Below are 25,227 nucleotides of genomic sequence, written 5' to 3' on the forward strand. Positions count from 1 at the left end.
GGCGTAACGGGCCCGCGCCGTTCAGCCCAACAGGCCCAGTTCGGCGAAGGCGAGCGCTACGCCGTTGCCGGCAGGCGCCGGAGTGGTCCGGTCAGCCACGGCCAGCACTCCCGGGTGGCCGCCTTCAACGGCAATGCCCGTACCCGCATACTCCAGCATTTCGATGTCGTTGGCGCTGTCGCCGATCGCCACGATGTCCTCGCGCTTCAGCCCGAGCCGGTCCTCCAACACCTGGATGCCCACTGCCTTGTGCGTTCCGGCCATGAAGATCTCCCCGGCCCGGTCTCCCAGCGCGGACAGGGAACTCGGGATCAGGCCCACCGCCGGACCGAAGGTCGGCAGCAAGTCCGTCAGCGGCACCGGCGAGTCAAAGCACGAGATCTTGGCGAAGGACGCGGAGCGGAGGTCGTTGCTGTACTGCATCGGCCCCAGGATGTCCTCGATTGGATCGACGTCGGTGCTCAGGACGCCGTCATGCTGCGGGCGCCCCGCGAAAATGGGACCCAGCACCTGCCGCAGCCGCTGGTCCACCCCCGTGCGGCCGTGCAGGGCCTCCGGCGCCTCCAGGATGTAGGCCGCGTTATTGGCATCGAGTGTTTCCACAATCCGGGCCGCCACCTCCGGCTCAAACCGGGTGTCCTTGAGGACTTCGCCGTTGAGTTCAACGCGGGCGCCGGCGCCGGTGATGGTGCCGTCGAACCCGGCGTCCAGGATGTGCCCGGGGACCATGGACAGCGGCCGGCCGGTGCAGACGAACACCAGGTGGCCCAGCCGACGGGCGGTCCGGACCGCCTCAACATGGGCTTCGGGAGCCAGTCCGTGGTCCGCGTAAGTGCCGTCGATGTCGAGGAAAATGGCACGCGGCCGCTGGGTCTGCTGGCTGGACATGCCGGGCTCCTTAGTCTGCTGGCGGGGCATTCAATCCTACCGAAGCCCCCGAAATTGGAATCTTTCCGCACGTCAAAGGGTGGAAGTAACTTTTTCCCGGCCGCCAACTGACAGTCATCCTGTGACATTCAAAGTCTTGCAGGGAAGTAAGCACACTGATTGAATTAGGACACCGGAAATGGGGGCCCGGCACAACTTACTGATTAAGGAGTGACAACATGGGCATTCTCGGATTTCTCATTTTGGGCCTGATCGCCGGCGCTATTGCAAAGGCAATTTTGCCGGGCCGCCAAGGCGGAGGCTGGTTGGTCACCTTGGTACTGGGCGTTGTTGGCGCCATCCTCGGCGGCTGGATCGGCTCGCTGATCTTTGGCGGCGGCCTGGCGGAATTCTTCGATATCCGCACCTGGCTCCTGGCCATTCTCGGCTCGGTCATCGTGCTGCTGGTCTACGGGGCAGTCACCAACCGCAGCCACCGCAGGGTGTAGCGGCACCACTAATTTCCAAAGCAAAGCGCCGTCCTCCACAAGGAGGGCGGCGTTCTTGCTTCCAGCCCGACGGGCCAAAATCCCGGACAACTGCTGGTGACCGTTTCCCTCTTGCACGGAAAAGTCCTGCGCGGGCAATTATGATGTGCGAGGGGGGTGATGTTATGGCTGGTTCAGGCCACGGCAGGAATTCGGCGGCTCATGCGTTCGGTTCGATTTTGGATGCGAATCCCGACGCCCTCCTGGCCCTCGCCGGGGACGGCACCGTGACCCTGGCCAACGCCGCAGCGGCCAGGCTGTTCGGCTACCCACGGGAGGAACTGGCGGGCCGGGACTACCTGAACCTCCTTTCACCCGCCTCCCGAGCGGAAGCGGAACACCTCATACAGCAGCTTGCCAGCGGAGCCGAAGCGTTTCCGCCGCCGCGCGGGATCACGGCTGTGCATAGTGACGGAACCGAATTTCCCGCGGAGGTAGCAGGTTCCCGCATTCCTTCCCGGGGCCGTCCTGGCGATCTGCCAGGCAACGGCCAGGCAGAGTTCGACGACGGCGTCCCGGCCGGCACGCGGCTCCTCCTGTCCGTCCGGAGTACTTCACACCGGCAGGCCGCCGACGCGGACCTGCGGGAGGCCATGTCCCTGCTGACCGCCACCCTCGAGTCCACTGCCGACGGCATCCTGGTGATGAGCTCCGACGGACACGTGGCAGGCTTCAACGAGCAGTTCCTCACCATGTGGAATATCCACGCGGAACTCCTAAGGGGTGACAGCGAGGAGCCCATCATGCGCCTCATCGGCGCCCAGGTTTCCGATCCCATCGCTTTTGCAGCCCGGCTCCAGGAACTGGAGGACGATCCGGAAGCCGAAAGCCATGACGTGCTGGACTTCAAGGACGGCCGGACGTTCGAACGGTACTCGCGCCCCCAGCGGGTGGGTGACAACATCGTGGGCCGCGTATGGAGCTTCCGCGATGTAACCCCGCGGCGGAAGGCCCAGGAGCAGGCCCACCAGGCCATGCTGAACCTGGCGGCCCAGGCGGAAAAACTCCGGGCCATGGCCTTCCAGGACCCCTTGACCGGGCTGGCCAACCGGGCGGTCTTCAATGATGCCCTGGCCGAGGCACTGCAGGAACCCCGACTCAAAGCGGTGGATGTCCTCCTTCTGGACCTCGACGATTTCAAGGAAGTCAACGACATCCTGGGCCACCAGGCAGGCGACGACATGCTCATAGAGGTCTCCCGGCGGCTTCGCGGCTGCGTCACGACCGCCGACGTCGTGGCCCGGCTGGGCGGCGACGAGTTCGTGGTGCTGCTGACCGCGTGCCCCGATGCTGACGAAATCGCCGCCTGCATCGTCCGTTGCCTGCATGTCCCCGTCACCATTAACGGCACTGTGCTGCGCCCCAGGCTTAGTTTGGGGCTGGCATCGCTGGGCCAGGACAGCGTCGGCCCCTCCGAACTCCTGCGCCAGGCGGACATCGCCATGTACGCGGCGAAGGCTGCCGGCAAGAACCGTTTCCTGCGCTTCCACCCGGACATGATGACGGCCCTGGTGCGGCGGACCGACATGGAAAGTGCCCTGCAGCTGGCCGTTCCGCGAGGCGAAATCACGGTGGACTACCAGCCAATCGTTTCGCACCGGATGGGACAGGTGGTGAAACTCGAGGCGCTGGCGCGGTGGAACCGGGGCGGCGAGCGCATCCCGCCGTCGGTCTTCATCCCGCTGGCCGAACGCACCGGGCTTATCAACGAAATCGGGGCCGAAGTCATGGCCCTGGGGATGGTGCAGCTGGCGGAGTGGCTGGGCGAGGACCCGTCCCGGTCCCTGTCCGTCAACGTTTCCGGTGTCCAGCTGCAGGACCAGGACTTCGCGGCCAGTGTGCTCACGCTGGCTGAAGCCAGCGGCGTGGCTGCCTACCAGCTGGTGCTGGAGGTGACCGAGAGTGTCTTTTTCGACGCCGACTGCAGCCTGATCAAGCAGCTCAGCACGCTGCGGGATGCGGGCGCCCGCGTGGCCCTGGACGATTTCGGGACGGGCTATTCCTCCCTGGGCAGGTTGCAGGACCTGCCCGTGGACACGGTGAAGATCGACAAGACGTTTGTGTCGATGGTGCGTACCGGCCAGGAGCGGCTGCCCATCCTGAGCTCGATGATCAACATGGCGCACAGCCTGGGGCTGACGGTCACCGCGGAGGGCGTCGAAACCGCGGCACAGGCGGACTACCTGACGGCGCTGGAATGCGACTCGCTGCAGGGGTACCTGTTCTCGCTGCCTGAGCCCGGCGAACGGCTGGGGCACGCGCTGCGGCACGCCGAAGAAGCCCTGCAGGCGCTCAAGGCGCGCTAAGCCTAGGCGGCCTGCTTTCGCCCCGGCTGCTTGCCGTTCTTCCCGCCCGCCGGTTTGGCTACGGACGGTTCAGCCGGTGCAGGTGCCGGCGCGGCAGTGTCCCCAGCGGACGGTTCGGCGGGGGCAAAGCCGGACGGTTCTGCCTCGCCGGCGGCCACGGCTTCTCCTGCGGATGACGCAGCTTCATCCGCGGCTGCGGCGTCTTTGTTCCGGCGCCAGCGGCGAAGGAGGTCGGCGGCGGCGAGCGCACCGGCGAGGGGCGTCAGCACTGCGGCGCCGTAGACAAACAGCATCCAGGCCAGGGTAGTCAGCGGCGGCTGGTTGTTGTGCAGGAGGGACAGTCCGCCCAGCAGTCCCACGGCCCAGAAGAGGAGCACTGCCGCCAGGACGGCGGCGGCGGGAAAATACTGGCTGTTCACAATTTTTTTCAAGGTTTCCATGCACTTCCTCCTGCCTGGCCGGGGGCTGCGGAAAGTGGCCGCATCAACACAAGTATGGGGTTGGAAATTACGGAAACCGTGCAAGACACCGTGGCGAGTGATGAACGTAACTGAAAGGCCGCCGTCGTGCGTTTTTCCAAGGTTCTTCCGCGCTTCAAAAAGCCCTATTACGGTGGGTTTGTTCGCCCGATTCCCAGGAGGCTTTGAATGCGCAAAGTAACCGCCGGACTGTTCCATTCCGTGGACGGCGTAGTGTCCGATCCGTACAAATTCCAGTTCGACAGCTTTGATGACGAACTGGGCGAAGGCCTCACCAAAATGATGGAGACCGTGGACACTGTGGTCCTGGGCCGGGTGAGCTACCAGGAGTGGGCGGCGTACTGGCCCAACGCCTCCGTGGACGAGGACTTTGCCGCCTTTATCAACCCCATCGAGAAGCACGTGGCGTCGCACACCCTCACCGAACCGCTGGAATGGCAGAACTCGCATCTAATGGATGCGCCGCTGGAGGAGTTCGTCGCGAAGCTGAAGGCCCGCGACGGCGGTGAGATTGCGGTCTGCGGCAGCATCTCGGTGACCCGGCAGCTGCTGTTCGCCGGGCTGCTGGACTCGCTCACCCTGATGACCCACCCGGTGATCGCCGGGACCGGCCGGCGCCTTTTCGAGGACGGCGATCCCACCACGCGCCTGGTGCTCCAGGACCAGCGGACCACCAGCAAGGGCAACGTGATCAGCACCTACGGGCGGCTCGAGGCATAGCCCCGGCAGATTCCCGCTGCCGTCCCGGGGCACATTGACACGGACACGCCGAAGACCAGGGCTCAGGCGCCTAAGATCCGTCTCATAGTGCCCCGCCGCGGGCGACGGCGGCGATGTCCGCCGGAGTTGTCCGGCAGCAGCCGCCGATGATGCGGGCGCCAAGCTCCTGCCAGGCCTTGGCCCCGCCGGCAAGGTCATGCGGGGCCGGCTGTCCGGTTTCGCCGGCGGCCGGCCCCCAGGTCTTGGTGTCCGGATCATAGGTCTCCCCTGAATTGGGGTAGGCCAGCAGCGGCGTGCCCGTGGCCTGGCCCAGGGCGGCAAGCGCCGGGGTCACGAGGTGCAGCGGAACGCAGTTCACGCCGACCGCCGCCACGTTCGCCTTGCCGTCCAGCAGTTCGGCAACAGACGCCAGGGGCGTTCCGTCACTGATGTGCCCGCCGTCCCGGAGGGAGAAGGAAAACCAGGATTCGACGTCGAGCTCCTCCGCGAGCGCCAGCAGCGCCTCGGCCTCGGCGAAGGAAGGCAGTGTCTCGAACGCGAGGAAATCCGCGCCGGCCTCAACCAGCGCCGCCACTCGGGGACGGTGGAAGTCGCGGAACTCGTCCACGGACAGCAGATAGTCGCCGCGGTATTCGGATCCGTCCGCGAGGTAAGCGCCGTAGGGCCCTACCGATCCGGCAACCAGCAAAGGACCGGCGTCGGACCGTCCGGAAAGGTGTTCCTGCCGCGCCTCGTCCGCGAGCCTGACCGACAGGGCGATGAGCTCCAGCGCTTCGTCCCCCCTGATCCCGCGCCGCGCGAAGCCCTGCGGCGTAGCCTGGTAGCTGGCCGTGGTGGCGATCCTGGCGCCTGCGGCGAAGTAGTCCCGGTGCACGTCCTTGATCAGCTGGGGCTGTTCCAGCAGGACTCTTGCTGACCACAGCGGATCGTCAAGGTTACAGCCGCGCGCCTCGAGTTCGGTGGCGAGGGCGCCATCCGAGACGAGGAAACCGTGGCGCGGGAGCAGGGCGGACAGCGATGGATTGCCGGACATAAATGGCCACTATAATTGACCGGTCATGCAGTGTTCCTACTTTGATGCCGCCCGCTGCCGCTCGTGCACCCTCATGGGCACCCCCTACGAGGAACAGCTGGCCGGCAAGCAGTCGCACTGCCAGACCCTCCTCGCCGGCCACACGCAACTGGAATGGCTGCCGCCCCTGGCAAGCCGCGAATCCGGTTTCCGGAACAAGGCCAAGATGGTGATCGGTGGAACAGCCTCAAGGCCCACCATCGGAATCCTCGACGCCGACGGCTACGGCGTGGATCTGCGCAAATGCGGCGTCTGCTCCCCGGGCCTTCGCGCATGCTTCCCCGTACTGGCCGGATTCATCCGCTCCAACCGCCTGACGCCTTACGATATCCCGCGACGCAGCGGGGAACTCAAGCACGTCATCATCACCGAATCACCGGACGGCGGGATCATGCTCCGCCTGGTCCTGCGCTCGGAGCAGCTGGTGCCGCGGATCCGGAAAAACCTCCCCGCGCTCCTGGCCGCCCTGCCGCAGGTGAAGGTGGTCTCGGTCAACCTGCTTCCGGAACACAAAGCCGTCCTGGAGGGCGACCGGGAGATCCTGCTGACGGAGCAGTCCACCCTGAACATGCGGGTCAACGATATCAACCTGCACCTGCGGCCGCAGAGCTTCTTCCAGACCAACAGCGAGATGGCCGCGGCGCTGTACCGGCAGGGCCGCGAGTGGGTCAACGAGCTGGCGCCCGCCTCGGTGTGGGACCTGTACTGCGGCGTCGGCGGCTTCGCCCTGCATGTTGCCGATCCCTCCCGTACGGTCACCGGCATCGAATTCAGCAGCGAGGCCATCGTGTCCGCCCGGATCAGCAGCGAGGAGGCGGGGCTGCAGGGAATGGACTTCCAGGCCGGGGACGCCACGGCTTTTGCCGTCGAAGCAGGGCAGTCGCCCGGGCTGGTGATCGTGAACCCGCCCCGGCGCGGCATCGGCAAGGAGCTCTGCGGCTGGCTGGAATCGTCGGACGTGCAGCACGTGGTCTACTCCAGCTGCAACGCCCAGTCGCTGGCGCGCGACCTGGCGGCCCTTCCGTCATTCACGGCGAGGCGGGCACGGGTGCTGGACATGTTCCCGCAGACGAAGCACTACGAGGTGATGGTCCTGCTGGAGCGGGCCGCCTGACCTTACAGCTGCGCCCGCACCCGTTCGACGGCGGCCGCGCTGGCTTCCTGCCCGCCCGCCCGCAGTCCCGCAACGACCCCCGCGGCGTCCGCGGCGGACCGGTTCTGGCTCAGTTTCTCCTTCGCCTCGATCCGGGTGATCATCAGTTCAACCCCCACGATCGCGCGCAGCTGCCCGGCAATGAACTTGTCCGGCGCATCGTCCACGCTCCAGGGATGTTTCCGTCCGCCCTCGTGCAGCCCGGTCAGGCGACGGACGTGCCGTGCCAGCCAGCCGGCGTCGTCATGGATCCTCAACTCGCCGTACACGTGGGCGGTGCTGTAGTTCCAGGTGGGCACCACCCGGCCGTGCTCCGCCTTGGAGGGATACCAGGACGGCGAGATGTAGGCGTCGGGGCCTTGGAGGATGGCCATTGCCTCGCCCAGCGCGGGGGCCAGCGCCTGCGGATTGTTCCGGGCGAGATGGCCGTGCAGGGCGCCGTGCTCCCCCACGGACGGCTCGAACACGAGGGGCAGCAGTGTTGCCAGCAGGCCGCCGCCGGTCATTGTGACCAGGTTGGCCGCCCCGGGGCGGGCCAGGAGGTCCTTGACGGCGTCCGGGCGGGCGGCGAAGTGTGCGGGAATGTACATGGAAGGTCCTTTCGGTTGGTCAGGAAGTTGGGCTGAGCCGGACGCGGACGGCGGCGCCGGCGCAAAGGATGACGGCCAAGCCGCCAACGATGGTGGTCCAGGTGATGGCTTCGCCCAGCAGGAGGGCAGCCCAGGCAATGCTCATCACCGGCTGGGTGAGCTGGATCTGGCTGACCTGCGCGATAGGACCGATCGCCAGGCCCCGGTACCAGGCGAAAAAGCCGAGGAACATGCTGACCACGGCGAGGTAGGCGAAGGCGGCCCACTGCACCGGCGCGGCCGACGGCGGCCGGGCGGCCACCGCGAGCACCGCCAGGACCAGCATCGGTGGTGCTGCGAGGACCAGGGCCCACGCGATGGTCTGCCAGGGCCCCACCTCCCTTGCGAGCAGTCCGCCTTCCGCATATCCGACGGCGGCGCATCCCACGGCGCCGAGCAGCAGAAGGTCCGCCCAGTGCAGGCGGCCGATGCCGCCGGACTGCAGGAAGGCAAAGGTAACGGCGGCCAACGAGCCCAGGACTGTTATTGCCCAGAAGGCTGCGGGCGGTCGCTCGCGGGTGCGCAGCACGGCAGCTGTTGCAGTGGCGGCGGGGAGCAGGGCGATGACCACTGCGCCGTGCCCGGCCGGGACGGCGGTCAAGGCGTAGGAGGTGAGGAGCGGAAAGCCGACGACAACGCCTCCGGCCACCAGCGCGAGCCGCGCCCGGATGCGTGGTTGCGGAAGCCGCTGCCGGGTGAGTGCCAGGGCTGCGGCTGCGAGGACGGCGGCCACCACGGCCCGGCCTGAGCCGATGAGCAGCGGGGACAGGTCCGCCACGGCCACGCGGGTGAAGGGAACCGTAAAGGAAAACGCCACCACGCCCAGGAGTCCCCATCCGATGCCGGCGGAGGTTCGCGGTGATATCACTGGGCGAACCTGGTGAGTAGCGCTACTATGATCTCTCATGACAAACGATAGCAGTTCCCGCATCGTGCTGGAACTTCGGAAGTGGATTTCGGCCGCCGCCCCGGGTGCCAGGCTTCCGTCCACCCGCTCGCTCGTGGCCGAATACTCGGCCAGCCCGGTGACGGTACAGAAAGCGCTGCAGGCACTCACCACACAGGGGCTGATTGAAAGCCGTCCCGGCGTCGGGACCTTCGTCCGGGCGGTACGGACTGCCCGGCCCGCTGACTACGGCTGGCAGACGGCGGCGCTGGGGACCCCGCCGTCGGCCCTTCCCACGGCGTCAGGCACCATGCGCGACGTCCCCAACAGCGTGATCGCGTTCCACTCCGGCTACCCGGACCGCGAGCTGCTGCCGGAGCGGCTGGTCCGCGCGGCCCTGGCCCGGGCAGCCCGCGCCGATGCGGCACTGTTCCGCCCTCCGGCGGCCGGCGTACCTGAACTTCAGCAGTGGTTCGCCCATGAGTTGGGATCCGCAACGCCGTCGGGCATCACACCCCCGACGTCGAGCGACGTGATTGTGCTCCCGGGCAGCCAGAGCGGCCTGAGTTCGATCTTCCGTGCCCTGGTGGGTGCCGGGCAGCCACTTCTGATGGAGTCGCCCACCTACTGGGGGGCCATCCTGGCAGCCGCGCAGACGGGTGTGCGGGTGGTGCCGGTGGCCAGTGGTCCCGACGGTCCCGACGCGGCGGAACTGTCCCGCGGGTTCGAGGAAACCGGGGCCCGGGCGTTCTATGCGCAGCCGAACTACGCCAACCCCACGGGTGCCCAATGGTCGCGCGGCCGGGGTGATGAGGTCCTGGATGTGGTCCGCGGGCACGGGGCCTTCCTGATCGAGGATGACTGGGCGCACGACTTCGGCATCACGTCAGACTCCATGCCGGTTGCGGTCCGGGACGATTCAGGGCATGTCATCTACATCAGGTCGCTGACCAAGAGCGTGTCCCCCGCCATCCGGATCGCCGCCGTTATTGCCCGTGGCCCGGCCCGAGAGCGCATCCTGGCGCACCGCGCCGCCGAGTCCATGTACGTGAGCGGGCTGCTGCAGGCAGCGGCGCTCGATGTGGTGACGCAGCCCGGGTGGCAGACGCACCTGCGGAACCTGCGCCAGCAACTGCAGTCGCGGCGGGACCTGCTGGTATCAAGTGTCCGGGAGCACGTTCCCCAGGCCCATCTCGAATCCCTTCCCAAGGGCGGGCTGAACCTCTGGCTGCGCATGCCGGACGGAACCGACCTGCCGCGCCTGGCGCGCGACTGCGAGGATCGAGGTGTAGTGATCGCCGCCGGCACCGAGTGGTTCCCGGCCGAACCCGCCGGCCCCTTCATCCGGCTCAACTACTCCGGCCCGAATCCGGGGGCATATCCGGGAGGTGCCCGGATCATTGGCGAGGCGCTCGCCATTAACAGTTTTTAGCATGGCCCCCAGATACTACTGTTGGACTAGGCAATGGGCTGCACCGGCCGGCCCTCGTCCCGACACATCGACAGGTATGCGCAACTCTGGAGACGGGGACTTCGCAGAACTGCCGCCGGTGGGCAACAGGAGGTACGTTGAACGATGCATTGACCTCGTCCGGGACTGAGGTCCTGATCGACGCGCTCCTTGACAGCCCGGACATGGCTGTTTTCCTACAGCGCCTGATGACGATAGCGGGGACAGAACTCGCCCCGGCCTCGAGCCGCGAGGCCCCGCAGGCGGACAAGTCCGCGGACCTCACAGCAGCACTCGAATCACGGACTGCCATCGACCTCGCCGCCAGCGTCAACATGGCCCAGACCGGCTGTGACCAACAGCAGGCCGTGGAGATCATGATGAAAGCCTCGAACAACCGCAATGAAAAGATGCGCGACGTGGCGCATCCCATTCTGGCCAGGTTCAGCGGGGACACGAAACCCACCACCCACTTTGACTCGATATAGCTCCATTGCAGTAGGAGCAACCGCATTTACAGGCCCAGCAGCAACCGAGGGTTGCCCGCTTAGACAAAAGGTGACAACGATGGACGCTTCCCAACCGCTGGCAAACGTGCTGGCCGGGCTGACCGGTCAGGTCGCAGGCGGTTTCCTCACGGAGGAAAATGCCGCCAAGGCGGTGCAGTCCTTGGCATACGTGCTTCGTGACTCGGTACCCCGGGCAGCGGGAGCCGGAGCTTCGATCATCAACTCCCGCGGCCGCCGTGAAACGGCCGGTGCCACGGATCCCGTGGTGCTGCGCGCCGACAAGCTGCAGTACGAGCTCGGCCAAGGTCCGTGCCTGAGTGCCTGGGCGGAACAGCGCGCCATCATCATCCAGGACACCAGGCAGGAAACCCGCTGGCCGAAATGGACGGCGGCCGTTGCGGACCTTCCGCTGCGGTCCGTCCTCAGCGCACCGTTGACTACAGAGGGACGGCGGATCGGAGCCCTCAAGGTCTACTCCCCTTCCCCGCTCGTCTTCGATGACCATTCGGTTTTTATGATTGAACGCCTTGCCAGCCCTGCCGCCGTCATCCTTGGCCACGCCCGGGACAGGGAAGCCACCCAGCGGCTGAGCTCACAGCTGGCGGAGGCCCTCTCCAACAGGGACATGATCTCCAAGGCCCAGGGCATCCTGATTGAGCGGATGAAGATAAGCTCCCCGGAAGCGCTTACCATGATGCTCAGCACCTCCCGGGAAGAAGACAAGCCGCTCCAGGAGGTCGCACGGGAAATCGTTTATGGTATCGCTGACCGGTAGGAGCCTCCATGGACGACTTTGATAAGCGCGAACACCAGGCACAGGCGACCCGGCAAGCCATGGAAGAAGCCGGAATTTCGGTCAATGCCGTCTGGATGCGATATTTCAGCTTTACCGGCGCTGCAGGTGAATACGAGATCGACGCCTATCTCAACGGATCACTGGAACTCCCGGCACACGAACGGGATCTGCTGGCCCATGCCGTCAATGAATTGATTAAGGAACTTCCGCCCCCGCGGATGGCGCCCTACAGCACCAACCAGCTACAACCCCGTCTGGACCGTGACTCGGCGGAGGAGAACGGCTAGGGCCGGACCGCCACCAGTTCCTCGCTCTTGTCCCACAGCCCGCGGGCCAGGCCGGCGTCGTACGCCTGCGGGTTGGCCTTCGCCAGCGCACGCTTGGCGTAGTAGCCGCCGGAGATCCAGTCCTTGCCCGGGGTGCCGTTGACGAGCCAGAGCAGGGTGTCGGCGCCCTGGTCGGGGGTGAGCATAAAGCGGTTCAATAGTGTGGTGTAGACGTGCCGGAACCAGCTGCTGGAGTCCGCCGCGAAATTGGTGCGGACCACGCCCGGGTGGAAGGCCGCCGTCGTAATTCCCTGATCATGGAAGCGGCGGTGCAGTTCCGACGTGAACAGGATGTTGGCGAGCTTGCCCGTGCCGTACGCGCGGTTGGTGGAATAACCGTGCCCGGCCGCGAGGTCCGCCAGGTCCAGCCGCCCGAAGTTGTTGGCCATGCTGGCCGTGTTGATGACCTTCGCGCTGCTCGCCCTGAGGGTGTCCATCAGCAGCGTGGTGAGCAGGAACGGCGCCAGGTGGTTGACCTGGAAGGTGGCCTCGTTCCCGTCTACGGTAAGGGTCCGCTTGCCCATGATGCCGCCGGCGTTGTTGGCCAGGACGTCGATACGCGGGTAGTCGGATTTCAGCTGGGCCGCGAGGGCGCGGACCTGGTCCAGTTCGGCGAAATCCGCCAGGAGATAGTCCGCGTTCAGTTCCTTGGCCAGGGCCCGCGTCTTCTCCTCCGACCGGCCGACAACCACCACCTGCTCCCCCGCCTTCGCCAGCGTCCGGGCGGCTGCAGCGCCAATGCCGTCGCTTGCGCCGGTGATCACGATGGTTCGAGGAGTCACGGGTTGTCCTTTGGTCCGGTGGATGTGACTGCTGGTTGCAGGGCACAAAGGAGAATAACGACAGCGTCACCCGCCACGTTCCCTTAACCCCCCATTCACGTCCTCCTCCCCGCCCGTCCAACCAGCTTTACTACGTTGCACGCATGGATAATATTTCCCGCAGATCCCTTATTTCCGCCGGCCTGGGGGCCGGCCTTGTCGCCGCCCTGCCGAGTGCCGCCGTCGCTGTATCAACAGCTGACGACGCCGGCCTCCGCACTGATCCCTTTACGCTCGGCATCGCGTCGGGCGAGCCCTGGGCGGACGGCTTTGTCATCTGGACCCGCCTGGCACTGGATCCACTGGCCGGGAACGGCCTGGGCGGCATGCCGTCCCGCAACGTCGCCGTTGCCTGGGAAGTGGCCGAGGACCCGAACATGCGCTCTGTAGTAGCCCGCGGCGTCGAACACGCCCGGATCGAAACCGCGCACTCCGTCCACGTTGAGCTGCGCGGCCTGAAGCCCGGCCGCGAATACTTCTACCGGTTCCGCGCAGGCAAGCACCTCAGCGCAGTGGGCCGCACCCTCACCGCCCCGGCGCTGCACGAGACTCCGGCCGCGCTGGCCATGGCCTTCGCCAGCTGCTCGCAGTACGAGCACGGCTACTTCACCGCCTACACCCGCATGGCCGAGGACCACCCGGACCTGGTGCTGCACCTGGGCGACTACCTCTACGAGTACAAGAAGGACAGCTACGTGATCGGCGGCGGCAACCCGCGTGACCACCGGGGCCCGGAGACCGTCACGCTGGAGGGCTACCGGCAGCGGCACGCTCAGTACAAGTCCGACGCCGACCTGCAGGCAGCGCACGCGATCGCACCTTGGCTGGTGGTCTGGGATGACCACGAGGTGGACAACAACTGGGCCGACGAGGTCCCGGAGAACAACGACGCGGGCCAGATGAACGACACCACCGAGCGGTTCCGGCAGCGGCGTGCGGCCGCGTTCCAGGCGTACTACGAGAACATGCCGCTGCGCGCCTCGTCCGTGCCGGCCGGATACGACATGAAGATCTACCGCGTCATCCAGTGGGGCCAGCTCGCGAACTTCCACATGATGGACACCCGGCAGTACCGCGACGACCAGCTCGCCGGCGACGGCTGGAAGAAAAACGTGGCCGAGCGGCTCGCCGAGAACCGGTCCATCACCGGCGCCGAGCAGGAGCAGTGGCTGCTGGAAGGGTTTAAGAACTCCACCCAGCGCTGGGACATCCTGGGCCAGCAGGTCTTCTTCGCCGAACGCGACCGTGCCCGGGCTTTGGACGTCGACGACGTCTCCATGGACGGATGGGACGGCTACGCCGCCTCCCGCCGCCGCATCACGCAGGGGTGGATCGACGCGAAGGTGCGTAACGCCGTCGTGCTGACCGGCGACGTGCACCGTAACTGGGCCAACGACCTCAAGGTGGACTACAAGGATCCCGCGTCGCCGGTGGTCGGCTCCGAGCTGGTGTGCACGTCCATCACGTCCACCGGCAACGGCAGCGGTTCCACCACGGACCCGGTGATGGCCTGGAACCCGCACCTGAAGTTCTACAACGACAGCCGCGGCTACGTGAACACCAGGATCACCAGGGACGCGATGACCGCCGATTTCCGGGTGCTGGACTACGTCACGACGCCGGGATCCCCCGTCAAGACGCTGGCCTCCTTCAAGATCCAGGACGGTGTCCCGGGCCTTCAGGCCTGAGCCAGCCGGAGCCCGGGAATGACGACGAAAGGGCGGCCCGGCACATCTGCTGGACCGCCCTTTCGTCATCAAGTAGCTGGCAGACAACGTCCTGAAAACGTGATTTCACGACGTTAACCGCGAGCCAGTTGTGGGCTAGCCAGCCAGGCCGGCCACCAGGAAGATCACCGCGGCGATGGCGAAGCCCATCACACCGATCAAGGTTTCCATCACGGTCCAGGTCTTCAGCGTGGTTTTGACGTCCATGCCGAAGAAGCGGCCCACCAGCCAGAAGCCCGAGTCGTTGACGTGGGAGACCACCACGGAACCGGCAGCCACGGCCAGGACCATGGCGGCCACCTGCATGCCGTTCAAACCGGCGGCGGCCACAGCGGGAGCGACCAGGCCGGCCGTGGTGGTGAGCGCCACGGTGGCCGAGCCCTGGGCGATGCGGAGGATGGCCGAGATCAGGAAGCCTGCGAGGATGAGCGGGATGCCCACGCCGCCCAGGACGTCCGCCAGTGCCTTGCCGATGCCGGAGGTGCGCAGGACGCCGCCGAACATGCCGCCGGCGCCGGTGATCAGGATGACGGAGCAGACCGGACCCAGGGAGGACTCGAGCAGCTTCTCCAGGGCGCCGGCGTCCTTGCCGCGCTTGGCACCCAGGACGAACATGGCCACGAGCACGGCAATCAGCAGGGCCACCGGGGTTTCACCGATGGTGCGCAGGACCTGGAACCACTGCTCGTCCTTGGCGCCTTCGGGGAGGACGCCGGAGGAGGCCAGGGTGTTCAGGCCGGTGTTCATGAAGATCAGGACCAGCGGGAGGAGCAACAGGCCAACGATGGTGCGGAACTTGGGCGGGTTCGCTTCGGCCTCGGCACTGGCGTGGCCCAGGATTTCCGGCACGGGCAGGACGAGCTTCTTGCCCGTGTACAGGCCGTAAAGGTAGGCGGTGACGTACCAGGTGGGAATGGCCACGATCAGGCCGGCGATGGTGACCAGGCCGACGTTGGCGTCAAAGAACGCGGAGGCGGAAACCGGACCGGGATGCGGCGGCAGGAAGATGTGCATCACGGAGAACGCACCGGCGGCGGGCAGGCCGTAGCGGAGAACTCCCCCGCCCAGACGGTGGGCAACGGCGAAGACGACGGGCAGCATGACCACCAGGCCGGCGTCGAAGAAGATGGGGAAGCCGAAGATCAGCGAGGCCAGGCCCAGCGCGAACGGGGCGCGCTTCTCACCGAAGACGCCGATGAGGTAGTCGGCCAGCACCTTGGCGCCGCCGCTGGTTTCCACGATGCGCCCGAGCATCGCGCCCAGGCCCACCAGGAGCGCCACGGTCCCGAGGGTGGTGCCGAAGCCGTTGATCAGGACCGGGACCACCTGGTTGGCGGGGATGCCGGTGGCGAATGCGGTGCCGAGGCTGACCAGGATCAGGGCAATCAGGGCATGAACGCGCAGTTTGATGATCAGGAACAGCAGGACGGCAATCGCTGCCGCTGCGATGAGCAGCAGGGGGCCTGCTCCCAGCGTTTGGGTCCATCCTTCGATGGTCATGGTTCTCCTTTGAAACAGAAGGGAATTGTTGGGGTTTGGGGGTTTAGGAGGCGCAGGGTGCCTGGCCGGTGGGAAGGTCCAAAGCCTGCACGACGGCGGCGACCAGCTCCTCCGGTGTGTGCGAGATATCGAGGCGGAGGCTGCCGGCGTCGAGTTCTTCCTGGCTGAGCGCCTCCAGTGTGGCGAGCTGGCTCGGCAGCAGCGTGGGCGGCATGAAGTGGCCTTCGCGGCCCTGCATGCGCTGGCTGATCAGGTCCGGGCCACCGTGCAGGTGGAGGAAGATCACCCGCCCCTCAGCTTGGGAGAGCAGCCGGCGGTAGCTTTTCTTCAGGGCAGAGCAGGTGAGGACGGTGCTGCAGCCGGCCTTGGCCTGGGCAGTCATCCAGTCGCGGATCTCGCGGAGCCACGGCCAGCGGTCCTCGTCCTGCAGCGGGATGCCCTGGCTCATCTTGGCGATGTTGGCTTCCGGGTGGAACTCGTCGGCCTCGGCGCAGGCCCAGCCCGTTTTCTCAGACAGGGCCGCGGCCAGCGTGGACTTGCCGGATCCGGCAACGCCCATCACCACGAGGTGCGTGGGTGGATACTGCATGTCATACCTCCGGAGAAGACGTCTTTGGCTTTCGAAGAAGCGCACTGCGGGGCCCCTGTGAAGTGGGCTACGCCATAAGGTATCACCTTTCTTGCTTTTAGGTACTACCTATCGGTGTCACAAGTCATACCTTTCGCCCCTTTCCCGGTATTCTGGAGAAGCGCTGCGGCGCAGAGAGAGGCGGCGGACATGTCGGCGACAGCAGGGGACGCGGAAAACGCGTACGACGGCGGGGCCTCCCCCGCGATGCATGAGCGCGTTCTGGAGGCGGTTGGCATAGCCATCGCTTCCTCGAGGCTGGCCCCGGGCAGCCGGCTCACGCTAGAGGGGTTGCAGCAGGAGTACAGCATTTCGCGGACCGTGGCGCGGGACACCATGAAGGTCCTGGAGTCCATGAACCTGGTCTACTCGCGCCGCCGGGTGGGCATCGTGGTGCAGGACCCGGCGCTCTGGAACGTGTACGACCCCAAGCTGGTGCGGTGGCGCCTCGCGTCCGAACGCCGTGCCGAGCAGTACAGCAGCCTGACCGAGCTGCGCATCGCCGTCGAGCCCATTGCTGCCGCCGGAGCAGCACGTCGGGCGAGTGCGGCCGAACGCGCCCAGCTTGTGGCTCTGGGAGCCGAACTACGGCGGCTGGGTGAGGCCGGCGACCTGCAAAACTTCCTCGCGGCGGACATCGAATTCCACCAACTGCTGTTGCGGAGCTGCGGCAACGAGATGTTCCGGGCACTTGAGGACATGGTGGCCGAGGTGCTCACCAGCCGCACGCAGCAGGGACTGATGCCGTTCAAGCCGCGGAACGAGGCCCTGCGGGCGCACGAGGATGTTGCTGCGGCCGTAGCCAATGGCGACACGGTGGTGGCGGAGCGGGCGATGCACCACATTTTGGATGAAGTACGGGAGGCGATGGGCCTCGGTGGCTGAGTCGCCGAAACCCTCGCCGGTGGTTGGGCCGATTGAAACCGAAGTGGGGCGCCCGCACAAAGTGGGTTAAGAAAAAGCAGGGCCTGCCATTGGCAAGCCCTGCTTCGAGGAAACCTAACGGTCCCGGAAACCCTAGTAAATTAGAGTGCCTGGATGTTGGTGGCCTGGGGACCCTTGGGGCCCTGCTCGGTGTCGAAAGAAACCTTCTGGTTCTCTTCGAGGGAGCGGTAGCCGGAGGAGTTGATCGCGGAGTAGTGCGCGAAAACATCCTGCGAGGAGTCGTCCGGGGAGATGAAGCCGAAGCCCTTTTCAGCGTTAAACCATTTGACGGTGCCAGTAGCCATTATTTTGTCCTTCGTGAAGGTGGAGGAAAAGTCCCGACTTTCGGGGCCTCCGGTGTGGGGTGTTCAAAAACCGCTACTTCAGAAGGACGCGGACTTTCGACCGCGCGTACTGCCTGAATTACCAACTGCATAAACACAACAACAGGTTCAACACTACATGAGTTTGCGGCCACCACCTACCACGTGTCCAAACGGGCTAACCCCAGGGCTACAGCGAGGCACCTCCGCAAATGACGTAGTTCTGGCCGGTGATGGACTTGCCGTGCGGGCTCAGGAGGAAAGCTGCGAGGGCAGCCACGTCATCCGGGTCCACCAGGGCGCCCAGGGCAGGCAGCTTCACCGGGGTGGCGGCGCGGCCCGGGTCGTTGAGCATCGGGGTGTCTGTCGGGCCCGGGGAGAGCACGTTGACCGTGATCCCCCGAGGCGCGAGTTCCTGGGCCCACGTCCGGCCCAGCCCCATCAGCGCGGCCTTCGTCGCGGCGTACTGGCTCTTGCCCGGCGATCCCGTCGATGTGCGGCTGCCCAGCAGGACGATCCTGCCGCCGTCGGGCATGGACGGCACCAGGGCATTCGCCAGCACGGAAGCGGCCGCGACGTGCACTGTGAACATCCCCTCCAGCGCAGCCGGATCCAGATCACCCAGGTGCGCGGTCCGCTGGAACCCGGCAGCGTGCACCAGCGCGGTCACCGGCCGCAGCCCCTCCACAGCGTCAGCCAGGGACTCCGGTTCAGACAGGTCCGCGCGCAGCCACTCGAACTTCCCGTCCAGGGCCGTCTCGCTCCGGCTCAGCCCGGTCACCGACCAGCCGTCGGCCAGGAGCCGGCGGGTGATGGCCAGGCCGATGCCGGAACTGCAGCCCGTCACAACGGCATGCTGCGCAGGCCTTGACTCAGGCATTGATTGAGCCGTCTTCCAGGCCGCCTGGGGTCTGAGTGCCCTCATATGCCCACTGCGGGTCCACCCGGACGAATTTAATGGCCTGACGGAAGTACGTGTACGCGATATTCAGGGAGCCGTCCGGGCCCTGGTGGATGGACGGGTAGGAGTATTCGCGGTTGAGCCCGTCGCGGGAGTTGTTGGACAGGCAGTACCCGTCCCCCACGTCCAGGTTCCGCCGGATGGGCCATGAACGGCCGGAGTCCTCGGAGATCGCCAGGGTCATCGGCGAGCGCGGTGTGCCCCAGAACGCGCTCTTGGCGCCGTCGTCCGTGACGGATGAGTCCGGCTCGGCGACCTGCCCCTGCTCCTCGACCAGGCCGTCGTCGTCGATCTCGTCGTAGAGCGAGAGGCGCCGTTCAGTGGAAGCCCCTGCCCGGCTGTGGTTGTAAACCAAAGCCAGGCGGCCGTCGGCGAGCGCGGTGAACTGGATGGACGAGTTGTTGTTGGGCAGCTCGGTGGGGACCGGTTCGCTCCAGGTGGAGCCGTCGTCCGTGGAGCGTGATTCGTAGATGGAGTCGGCCCAGCGGCTGCGGAACAGGGCCAGCAGCGAGCCGTCGGCCACGGGCTGGATGTTCATGTGGACGCAGCCCAGGCTTCCCGGCAGGACGCGCTCGGTCCAGGTGGCGCCGGCGTCGTCGGAGATCATCACGGCGCTGTCGTCGCTGTTGCCCACCCACTTTTCCCCCGGCGTGGTGATGCAGCGGAAGATCGGCACGATCAGGCGTCCGGACGGCAGGACTACGGGCAGCTGGCGGACGAACACTCCGCCGGTTTCGTTCGCGGGGAAGAGCGTCTCCACCTCACCCCAGGTGCGGCCGCTGTCCGTGGAAATACGACGGCGGACCTCGGCGGTGTCCTGGTTGCCCGCCTTCTGCGCGGTGTACAGCAGCCAGAGCAGGCCGTCGGGGGCGGTGAACAGGATGGGGTTCTGCTCCGAGCGGGTGGAATCATCAGACAGCTGCTCGGGTGAGGACCACTGCCTGCTGCCGGGTTCAAGGGCGGAGAACCAGATGGAGATGTCCGGCACGCCTTCCTGGGTTCCGCCGAACCAGACGCAGCCGAGCCGGCCGTCGGGCAGGATGAGCAGGTTAGCCGCATGGCTCTGCACAGTGGGGGCCGGCAGGTAGGCGAAGTCGGCGCCGTCGGCCCGCTTCACCTGCCCGTCCGGGGTGATGGTGCTGTAGGCGTCGGTGGTGGTGTTCTGCATAAGAATTAGTCCTTCTTGGTGGCAGCGTCGAGGTGGGACCTGGCGATTTGTTCCAGGTGCGTCAGGTCCGAGGCGATGGTGGTGAACGTATAGCCCTGCTTCAGCCGCTGGTTCGCGACGGTGCCGGCAGGGGTGTGAATGCCGGCGGCGATGCCTGCAGAAGCAGCCGCTTGTGCGATGGTTTCCAGGGCGGCGTTGAATTCGGCGTCGACGGCGGGATCCCCGGGGAATGCGCCGCCCACTGCAATGCACAGATCGGACGGGCCGACGTAGATGCCGTCCAGGCCCGGCGTGGCGCAGATTTCCTTGACGTTGGCCAGCCCCTCGGGCGTCTCGATCATGGCGAACACCAGGGTGCTCGCATTCGCATCAGCGGGCACGGGGCCAATCCGCAAAGCCGAGCGCATGGGCCCGTAGGAGCGGCCGCCCAAAGGCGGGTACTTGGCCGCGGCAACCGCCGCGGCGGCATCTTCGGCGTTGTTGATGAGCGGGACGATAACACCCACGGCGCCGGCGTCGAGCGCCTTGCCGATCGCGGTGAAGTCGTTGGCCTCCACCCGGACCATGCCGACGGCAACGTGCCCGGCGTCGATGGCCATCAGCCCGTTCAGGACCCCCGAGTAGCCGAGGAGGCCGTGCTGCGCGTCCAGGGCCACGTAGTCGTAGCCGAGCCGGCCGATGCGTTCGGTGGCCACGGGCGCGTCCAGCACTGCCCAGTAGCCCACCGCCTGCTCACGGGCGCGGATCTTGCGGGCGAATTCGAGGGCCAGTTCGGAGGTCATCAGAGTCCTTCAGTCAGAGTCGGTTCAGGAGGTGAGGAAAGGGGTCAGCGGTTGTAGGCGGGCATCGGGCCGCGCAGCGAGGTGCCCACGGCGTCGCAGGCTTCGACGACGTCGGCTGGCAGCGGCCCGTTGGCGACGGCGGCGATGTTGGCGCGCAGCTGTTCCACCTTGGACCCGCCCAGCAGCATGGACCCCACACCGGGACGGTAGGCGAGCCAGCGCAGGGACAGTTCGGCCAGGGAAATACCGGCGTCCGAGGCGAGGCGGGACAACTCGCCAATCGCGTCAAACAGCTGCTTGTCCCAGTACCGTTGGGTGTACATGGCCGCGAGCTTGGAATCGCCGTAGCGCCCCTCGGTGGGCTTGGTGTCGAAGCTGTGCTTGCCGGTGAGCAGACCGCCGCCCAGCGGGTTGTAGACCATGGTGTGGACGTTGTGGGTGGCGGCGAACTCGAGGTATTCCTCCTCCAGCCGGCGGGCCACCAGGTTGTACAGCTGCTGCGCGGCCACGGGCCGCGGTGCCCCCACCTCACGGGCGGTGTGGATCACGTCGGCGATCTGCCAGGCGGCGAAGTTGGACACGCCCAGCGCGCCGATTTTCCCCTCGTCCACCAGCTCGGCCACCGTGGACAAAGTGTCAGCCAAAGGCGTGGCCCGGTCCGGCTGGTGCAGGTAGAACAGGTCGATGCTGTCCACGCCCAGCCGGCGCAGGCTCCCCTCGACGCTGGCACGCAGCCCCGCCTGCGACAGCGGTGAATGAGAGCCGTGGTCCGCATGCGGCATGCCGGCCTTGGAAGCCAGGATGACGCCGTCGCGCTTTCCCTTCAGGATGCGCGAAAGCATCTCCTCCGTCACCCCGCCCACGTAGGCGTTGGCGGTGTCGATGGTGGTGATGCCGGCGGCGAGCGCCTCCTCCACCATCCGCCCGGCGGTGGCCTCGTCCGCGGTGTCGCCGAACGTCATGGTCCCCAGGACCAGCCGGGAGATGGGAAGTTTTAGGCCGCCCACCTGGGCGCCTTCGGGCTGCGTGCTCATGTGTTGATTCCTCGTGGTTGCGTTCGTGAATAGGAGTTAGGCCTGGTTGGCGAGAGCCAGGGACCGGACCACGTGCCGCGGCTTCAGGCCTGTCATTACGGTGGGGTCCAGCGCCGCGCGGCGGAGCTTGCGCGTGTAGTCCTCCTTGGGGGCGGTCAGGACGGACGCGGTGGTGCCGTGCTCAACCAGCTTGCCGCGCTGCATCACCATGACCGTATCGCTGATCTCCTGCACCACGCCGAGGTTGTGGGAGATGAACACGTAGGTGATGCCGGTTTCGTCCTGGATGGACTTCAGCAGCCGCAGCACCTGGGCCTGCACGGACACGTCCAGGGCACTGGTGGCCTCGTCGCAGACCAGCAGTTCCGGCTTGGAGGCGAGCGCGCGGGCGATGCCGATGCGCTGGCGCTGGCCGCCCGAGAACTCGGACGGGCGCTTGTCCAGGGACCGGACGGGCAGGCCCACCTGGTCAATCAGCTTGGCCGCCGCCTTGTGCCGCTCAGCCTTGGAGCGGATGCCCTGCAGCTTCAGCGGCTCGGCCACGATCTCCTGCGCGGTCATGTGCGGGTCCAGCGAGCCGTACGGGTCCTGGAACACCATCTGGAACTTGGAGCGCAGCGGCCGCAGCTTGGCCTCGCTCATGCCGGCAATGTCCGTCCCGTCCAGGGTGATGCTTCCGCTGGTAGGCGTGACCAGGCGCATGAGTGCCTTGGCCACGGTGGACTTGCCGCAGCCGGATTCACCCACGACGGCGATCGTCTTGCCTTTGTCCACGGAGAAGGAGACGTCGTCAACGGCCCGGAAGGTGCCGCCGGGCACATGGTAGTCCACCACCAAATTGTCAACGGCGAGGAACGGCTTGGTCATGGCTTTGCTCCGGTCTGGGTGAGGGCAGGGTCAGGGGTCGCGGCATGGGCGCCACCGGTACGGGAGGCGGCGGGCGTCTCGTCCCACGGCCCCAGCACCGGCACGGCGGAAAGCAGCGTCCGGGTGTACTCGGTGGCGGGGTGGTCCACGATCTGCTGGACGTCGCCCGACTCCACGAAGGAGCCGTCCTTCATCACGTGGATGCGGTCAGACATCAGCCGGGCCACGCCGAGGTCGTGGGTGATCATCAGGATGCCGATGCCGCGCTGCTCCTGCAGCTCCAGCAACAGGTCCAGGATGCCGCCCTGCACCGTGACGTCCAGGGCCGACGTCGGCTCGTCCGCCACCAGCAACTGCGGCTCGGAAGCCAGGGCGATGGCGATCAGCACGCGCTGCAGCATGCCGCCGGAGAGCTGGTGCGGGTACTTCTTTAGCTGCTTCTCCGGCGTCGGAATGTGCACCTGCTCCAGCAGCCGGACGGCCCGCGCCTGCAGCGCGCCCTTGTCCTTGGCGGAGGCGGCACCGGCGATCCGGATGGCCTCGAAGAGCTGGCTGCCGATCGAGTGCACCGGGCTCAGCGCCGTCATGGGGTCCTGCGGGATCAGGGCGAGGGTCTTGCCGCGCACCTTGTCGATGGCCTTGGTATCTGCAGAAATATCGACGCCGTCAATCATCACAGTGCCGGACAGGACCGCCAGGTCCTCGGGCAGCAGGCGGAGGATGCCCATCGCCGTCGTGGATTTGCCGGAGCCGGACTCGCCGATGATGGTGACGGTCTCGCCGCGGTGGATGCTGAAGCTGACGGAGTCCACGGCACGGATGATACCGGCGTCGGTGATCAGCTCCACCTGGAAGTCGCGGACCTCCAGGAGCGGCTGTTCTTTGAAAGCGTTCATGTCAGGCACCCTTCTTCTTGCGGCGGGGGCGGTCGCGCAGGCCGTCGCCCAGCAGGTTCACGCCCACCACCAGGAGCACGATCACCAGGCCGGGCAGCGTGACCATCCACCAGGAGGTGGTGATGTAGTCCTGGCCGTCGGAGATAATGCGGCCCCAGGTGGCGAAGGGCCGCTGCGGGCCGGCGCCCAGGAAGGACAACGCGGATTCCAGAAGTACGGCCTGGGCCAGCAGGAGCAGCACCACCAGGGTTGCCTGCTTGATGACGTTGGGGATGATGTGCTGAATCAGGATCTGGATCTTGTGCAGGCCCAGGATCCGGGCAGCGGAGACGTACGGCTTTTCGCGTTCCACCAGCACCATGGAGCGGGTGAGGCGGGCTACTTCCGGCCATTGGGCGATGGCGATCACAAACGTGATCACGGGGATGGAGGGGCCGAACAGGGCCACCACCAGCAGCAGCATCATCAGCAGCGGCAGGGACATCTGGGCTTCAAGGAGGCGGGAGACCACCGCGTCCACCCAGCCGCCGTAGTAGCCGGCGGCCGCACCGAGGATGACGCCGATGGCGCCTGACACCAGGACAGCCAGCAGGCCGATGGTCAGCGAGACCTGGCCGCCGTGCAGCACACGGGAGAGCAGGTCGCGGCCCAGCTGGTCCGTGCCGAACAGGTGTCCGTCCGTCAGCGGCGGCAGGCGCCGGGCGGAGAGGTCCTGGAAGTTGGCATCCGGCAGCGGCAGCACCTGGGCCAGGATGATCGGGATGATCACCAGCAGGGTGCAGACGGTGCCGATGATGAGCTTCCACTGGGCGGATTTACGACGGCGGGTGGCGCCTGCCCTGGCGATGTCCGCCTTGGTGACGGCGCTGGGGCTGGGCTGCCGCGCCGGGGTGCCGGCAGGTGTTGCGGTGTCGAGGCTCATGCTGTTGCCGCCTTTCCGAGACGAACACGGGGATCAAGGAGCGGGTAGGCGAGGTCGATCAGCAGCTGCACGGCCACGGCCAGGAGGGCCGTGACCAGGACGGTCGCCTGGATGAGGGGGTAGTCGCGGGTTTCGAGGGCCCGCACAATCAGGGAGCCGACGCCGGGCCAGGCGAACACCACTTCCACCACCACCACGCCGTTGAGCATCGCGGCAAAGCGGGTGCCCAAAGCGGTGAAGACGGGGATTGCGGAGTTGCCCATGGCGTAGCGCCAGGTGAGTAGGGAGTTCCTGACACCACGGGAGCGGGCCACCGTGAGGTACGGCGCAGCGAGGTTGTTGGTCATTTCGCGCCGGACCATGCGGGAGATCAGGGCGATCTGCAGGATGGCGATGGTGATGGTGGGGAGCACCAGTCCGCCCCAGGTGGCGAAGCCGGAGGCCGGGAACAACGGGATCAGCACCGCGAAGCCCGTGAGCAGCATGATGCCGGTCCAGAAGTCGGGCATGGACTGCCCAGCGATGGTGAGCACGTTGACGCCGAATTCGCGGCCGGTGTCCGGGCGGCGGGACATCCACACACCCAGCGGAATGGCGACGACGGCCGTCAGCAGGATCGCCGACGTTGCCAGGGTGAGGGTGTACGGCATGCGCTCGAAGACAACCTGCATGGCGGGGGCCTGGAAGGAGTAGGACTGGCCCAGGTTGCCGGTAAACAGCTGCTGGATGAAGATCCAGTACTGCTCCAGCACGGGCCGGTCCAAACCAAACTGCTCCCGGACGGCGGCGAGCTGCTCGTTAGTGGCCAGCGGCCCGGCATAAGAGACGGCGGGATCGCCCGGTGCCATGCGGATCAGGATGAACACGGTGGACACCGTGAGGAACACGGTGAGCAGGCCCTGTCCCAGGCGCTTGAGGATGTAGTTCGTCATG

The 25,227-nt window shown here is 66.5% G+C and carries 27 protein-coding genes; 10 read left to right on the plus strand and 17 right to left on the minus strand.

Annotated elements, in window-relative coordinates; all coding sequences use genetic code 11:
* Window positions 1-21 precede the first annotated feature (21 nt).
* Window positions 22-918: an HAD hydrolase family protein gene (locus tag FDW83_RS14210; RefSeq protein WP_370281318.1), complete on the minus strand. Its 897-nt coding sequence runs from the start codon at window positions 916-918 to the stop codon at window positions 22-24.
* A 188-nt stretch (window positions 919-1,106) separates the two neighbouring features.
* Between FDW83_RS14210 and FDW83_RS14215 the strand changes: the two genes are divergently transcribed.
* Together FDW83_RS14215 and FDW83_RS14220 are read left to right on the plus strand one after the other, a co-directional pair.
* Window positions 1,107-1,376 (plus strand): GlsB/YeaQ/YmgE family stress response membrane protein, encoded by a 270-nt coding sequence (locus FDW83_RS14215; RefSeq protein WP_138138733.1) that lies wholly within the window; start codon window positions 1,107-1,109, stop codon window positions 1,374-1,376.
* A 164-nt stretch (window positions 1,377-1,540) separates the two neighbouring features.
* Window positions 1,541-3,721 (plus strand): EAL domain-containing protein, encoded by a 2,181-nt coding sequence (locus FDW83_RS14220; RefSeq protein WP_138138734.1) that lies wholly within the window; start codon window positions 1,541-1,543, stop codon window positions 3,719-3,721.
* 2 nt (window positions 3,722-3,723) lie between these two features.
* Here FDW83_RS14220 and FDW83_RS14225 read toward each other — a convergent pair whose 3' ends face one another.
* Window positions 3,724-4,161 (minus strand): hypothetical protein, encoded by a 438-nt coding sequence (locus tag FDW83_RS14225; RefSeq protein ID WP_138138735.1) that lies wholly within the window; start codon window positions 4,159-4,161, stop codon window positions 3,724-3,726.
* A 207-nt stretch (window positions 4,162-4,368) separates the two neighbouring features.
* On the opposite strand from FDW83_RS14225, the gene FDW83_RS14230 reads away from it, so the two are divergent.
* The gene (locus tag FDW83_RS14230) at window positions 4,369-4,920 is read left to right on the plus strand and encodes a dihydrofolate reductase family protein (protein ID WP_138138736.1); all 552 of its coding nucleotides are present in this window, start codon (window positions 4,369-4,371) and stop codon (window positions 4,918-4,920) included.
* A gap of 82 nt (window positions 4,921-5,002) precedes the next feature.
* On the opposite strand, the gene mmuM is transcribed toward FDW83_RS14230, so the two are convergent.
* Complete coding sequence (mmuM, locus tag FDW83_RS14235) at window positions 5,003-5,953, minus strand: homocysteine S-methyltransferase (protein WP_138138737.1); 951 nt, start codon at window positions 5,951-5,953, stop codon at window positions 5,003-5,005.
* Between the two features lie 25 nt (window positions 5,954-5,978).
* Here mmuM and rlmC point away from each other — a divergent pair, with 25 nt between their 5' ends.
* Complete coding sequence (gene rlmC / locus FDW83_RS14240) at window positions 5,979-7,106, plus strand: 23S rRNA (uracil(747)-C(5))-methyltransferase RlmC (RefSeq protein WP_138138738.1); 1,128 nt, start codon at window positions 5,979-5,981, stop codon at window positions 7,104-7,106.
* 2 nt (window positions 7,107-7,108) lie between these two features.
* Here the strand turns inward: rlmC and FDW83_RS14245 are convergent, their stop codons facing one another.
* The gene (locus FDW83_RS14245) at window positions 7,109-7,735 is read right to left on the minus strand and encodes an FMN-binding negative transcriptional regulator (RefSeq protein WP_138138739.1); all 627 of its coding nucleotides are present in this window, start codon (window positions 7,733-7,735) and stop codon (window positions 7,109-7,111) included.
* Between the two features lie 19 nt (window positions 7,736-7,754).
* Window positions 7,755-8,681: a DMT family transporter gene (locus FDW83_RS14250; protein WP_138138740.1), complete on the minus strand. Its 927-nt coding sequence runs from the start codon at window positions 8,679-8,681 to the stop codon at window positions 7,755-7,757.
* Between FDW83_RS14250 and FDW83_RS14255 the strand changes: the two genes are divergently transcribed.
* From FDW83_RS14255 to FDW83_RS14270, 4 genes are all read left to right on the plus strand, one after another.
* Entirely contained in the window at window positions 8,680-10,092 is a 1,413-nt protein-coding gene (locus tag FDW83_RS14255) for a PLP-dependent aminotransferase family protein (protein WP_138138741.1), read from the plus strand. The two genes, FDW83_RS14250 and FDW83_RS14255, sit on opposite strands and share 2 nt — an antisense overlap.
* Window positions 10,093-10,229: 137 nt before the next feature.
* Entirely contained in the window at window positions 10,230-10,598 is a 369-nt protein-coding gene (locus FDW83_RS14260; RefSeq protein ID WP_138138742.1) for an ANTAR domain-containing protein, read from the plus strand.
* Between the two features lie 79 nt (window positions 10,599-10,677).
* Entirely contained in the window at window positions 10,678-11,394 is a 717-nt protein-coding gene (locus tag FDW83_RS14265; protein ID WP_171027567.1) for a GAF and ANTAR domain-containing protein, read from the plus strand.
* Between the two features lie 8 nt (window positions 11,395-11,402).
* A complete protein-coding gene (locus FDW83_RS14270; protein ID WP_138138744.1) occupies window positions 11,403-11,702 on the plus strand; it encodes a hypothetical protein in 300 nt (99 codons plus the stop codon).
* On the opposite strand, the gene FDW83_RS14275 is transcribed toward FDW83_RS14270, so the two are convergent.
* Window positions 11,699-12,523: an SDR family NAD(P)-dependent oxidoreductase gene (locus FDW83_RS14275; protein ID WP_138138745.1), complete on the minus strand. Its 825-nt coding sequence runs from the start codon at window positions 12,521-12,523 to the stop codon at window positions 11,699-11,701. The two genes, FDW83_RS14270 and FDW83_RS14275, sit on opposite strands and share 4 nt — an antisense overlap.
* 143 nt (window positions 12,524-12,666) lie before the next feature.
* Between FDW83_RS14275 and FDW83_RS14280 the strand changes: the two genes are divergently transcribed.
* Entirely contained in the window at window positions 12,667-14,250 is a 1,584-nt protein-coding gene (locus FDW83_RS14280; protein ID WP_138138746.1) for an alkaline phosphatase, read from the plus strand.
* 135 nt (window positions 14,251-14,385) lie between these two features.
* Here the strand turns inward: FDW83_RS14280 and FDW83_RS14285 are convergent, their stop codons facing one another.
* Window positions 14,386-15,789 carry a GntP family permease gene (locus FDW83_RS14285; protein ID WP_138138747.1) on the minus strand — a complete coding sequence of 468 codons (1,404 nt, stop codon included), beginning with the start codon at window positions 15,787-15,789 and terminating at the stop codon, window positions 14,386-14,388.
* Window positions 15,790-15,832: 43 nt separating this feature from the next.
* On the minus strand, window positions 15,833-16,378 hold the full coding sequence (locus tag FDW83_RS14290; protein WP_138138748.1) for a gluconokinase: 546 nt from the start codon (window positions 16,376-16,378) through the stop codon (window positions 15,833-15,835).
* Between the two features lie 189 nt (window positions 16,379-16,567).
* Between FDW83_RS14290 and FDW83_RS14295 the strand changes: the two genes are divergently transcribed.
* Window positions 16,568-17,302 carry a FadR/GntR family transcriptional regulator gene (locus FDW83_RS14295; protein WP_138138749.1) on the plus strand — a complete coding sequence of 245 codons (735 nt, stop codon included), beginning with the start codon at window positions 16,568-16,570 and terminating at the stop codon, window positions 17,300-17,302.
* 140 nt (window positions 17,303-17,442) lie between these two features.
* On the opposite strand, the gene FDW83_RS14300 is transcribed toward FDW83_RS14295, so the two are convergent.
* From FDW83_RS14300 to FDW83_RS14340, 9 genes are all read right to left on the minus strand, one after another.
* Window positions 17,443-17,646: a cold-shock protein gene (locus FDW83_RS14300; protein WP_138138750.1), complete on the minus strand. Its 204-nt coding sequence runs from the start codon at window positions 17,644-17,646 to the stop codon at window positions 17,443-17,445.
* 208 nt (window positions 17,647-17,854) lie between these two features.
* Window positions 17,855-18,544, minus strand: a complete 690-nt coding sequence (locus FDW83_RS14305; protein ID WP_138138751.1) for an SDR family NAD(P)-dependent oxidoreductase — start codon at window positions 18,542-18,544, stop codon at window positions 17,855-17,857.
* Window positions 18,537-19,793, minus strand: a complete 1,257-nt coding sequence (locus FDW83_RS14310) for an exo-alpha-sialidase (protein WP_138138752.1) — start codon at window positions 19,791-19,793, stop codon at window positions 18,537-18,539. Before FDW83_RS14310 ends, FDW83_RS14305 begins: the two co-directional genes overlap by 8 nt.
* A 5-nt stretch (window positions 19,794-19,798) precedes the next feature.
* Window positions 19,799-20,575, minus strand: coding sequence for an HpcH/HpaI aldolase/citrate lyase family protein (locus FDW83_RS14315; protein ID WP_138138753.1), 777 nt, complete (start codon window positions 20,573-20,575; stop codon window positions 19,799-19,801).
* Window positions 20,576-20,619: 44 nt separating this feature from the next.
* Window positions 20,620-21,609, minus strand: a complete 990-nt coding sequence (locus FDW83_RS14320; RefSeq protein ID WP_138138754.1) for an aldo/keto reductase — start codon at window positions 21,607-21,609, stop codon at window positions 20,620-20,622.
* A 36-nt stretch (window positions 21,610-21,645) separates the two neighbouring features.
* Complete coding sequence (locus FDW83_RS14325; protein WP_138138755.1) at window positions 21,646-22,476, minus strand: ATP-binding cassette domain-containing protein; 831 nt, start codon at window positions 22,474-22,476, stop codon at window positions 21,646-21,648.
* The gene (locus FDW83_RS14330) at window positions 22,473-23,372 is read right to left on the minus strand and encodes an ABC transporter ATP-binding protein (RefSeq protein WP_138138756.1); all 900 of its coding nucleotides are present in this window, start codon (window positions 23,370-23,372) and stop codon (window positions 22,473-22,475) included. Before FDW83_RS14330 ends, FDW83_RS14325 begins: the two co-directional genes overlap by 4 nt.
* Before the next feature lies 1 nt (window position 23,373).
* A complete protein-coding gene (locus FDW83_RS14335) occupies window positions 23,374-24,294 on the minus strand; it encodes an ABC transporter permease (RefSeq protein WP_138138757.1) in 921 nt (306 codons plus the stop codon).
* Window positions 24,291-25,226, minus strand: a complete 936-nt coding sequence (locus tag FDW83_RS14340; protein ID WP_138138758.1) for an ABC transporter permease — start codon at window positions 25,224-25,226, stop codon at window positions 24,291-24,293. Before FDW83_RS14340 ends, FDW83_RS14335 begins: the two co-directional genes overlap by 4 nt.
* Window position 25,227 lies beyond the last annotated feature (1 nt).

Origin of the sequence: Pseudarthrobacter sp. NamE2 (genome assembly GCF_005796205.1) — a bacterium.
GTDB lineage: Bacteria > Actinomycetota > Actinomycetes > Actinomycetales > Micrococcaceae > Arthrobacter.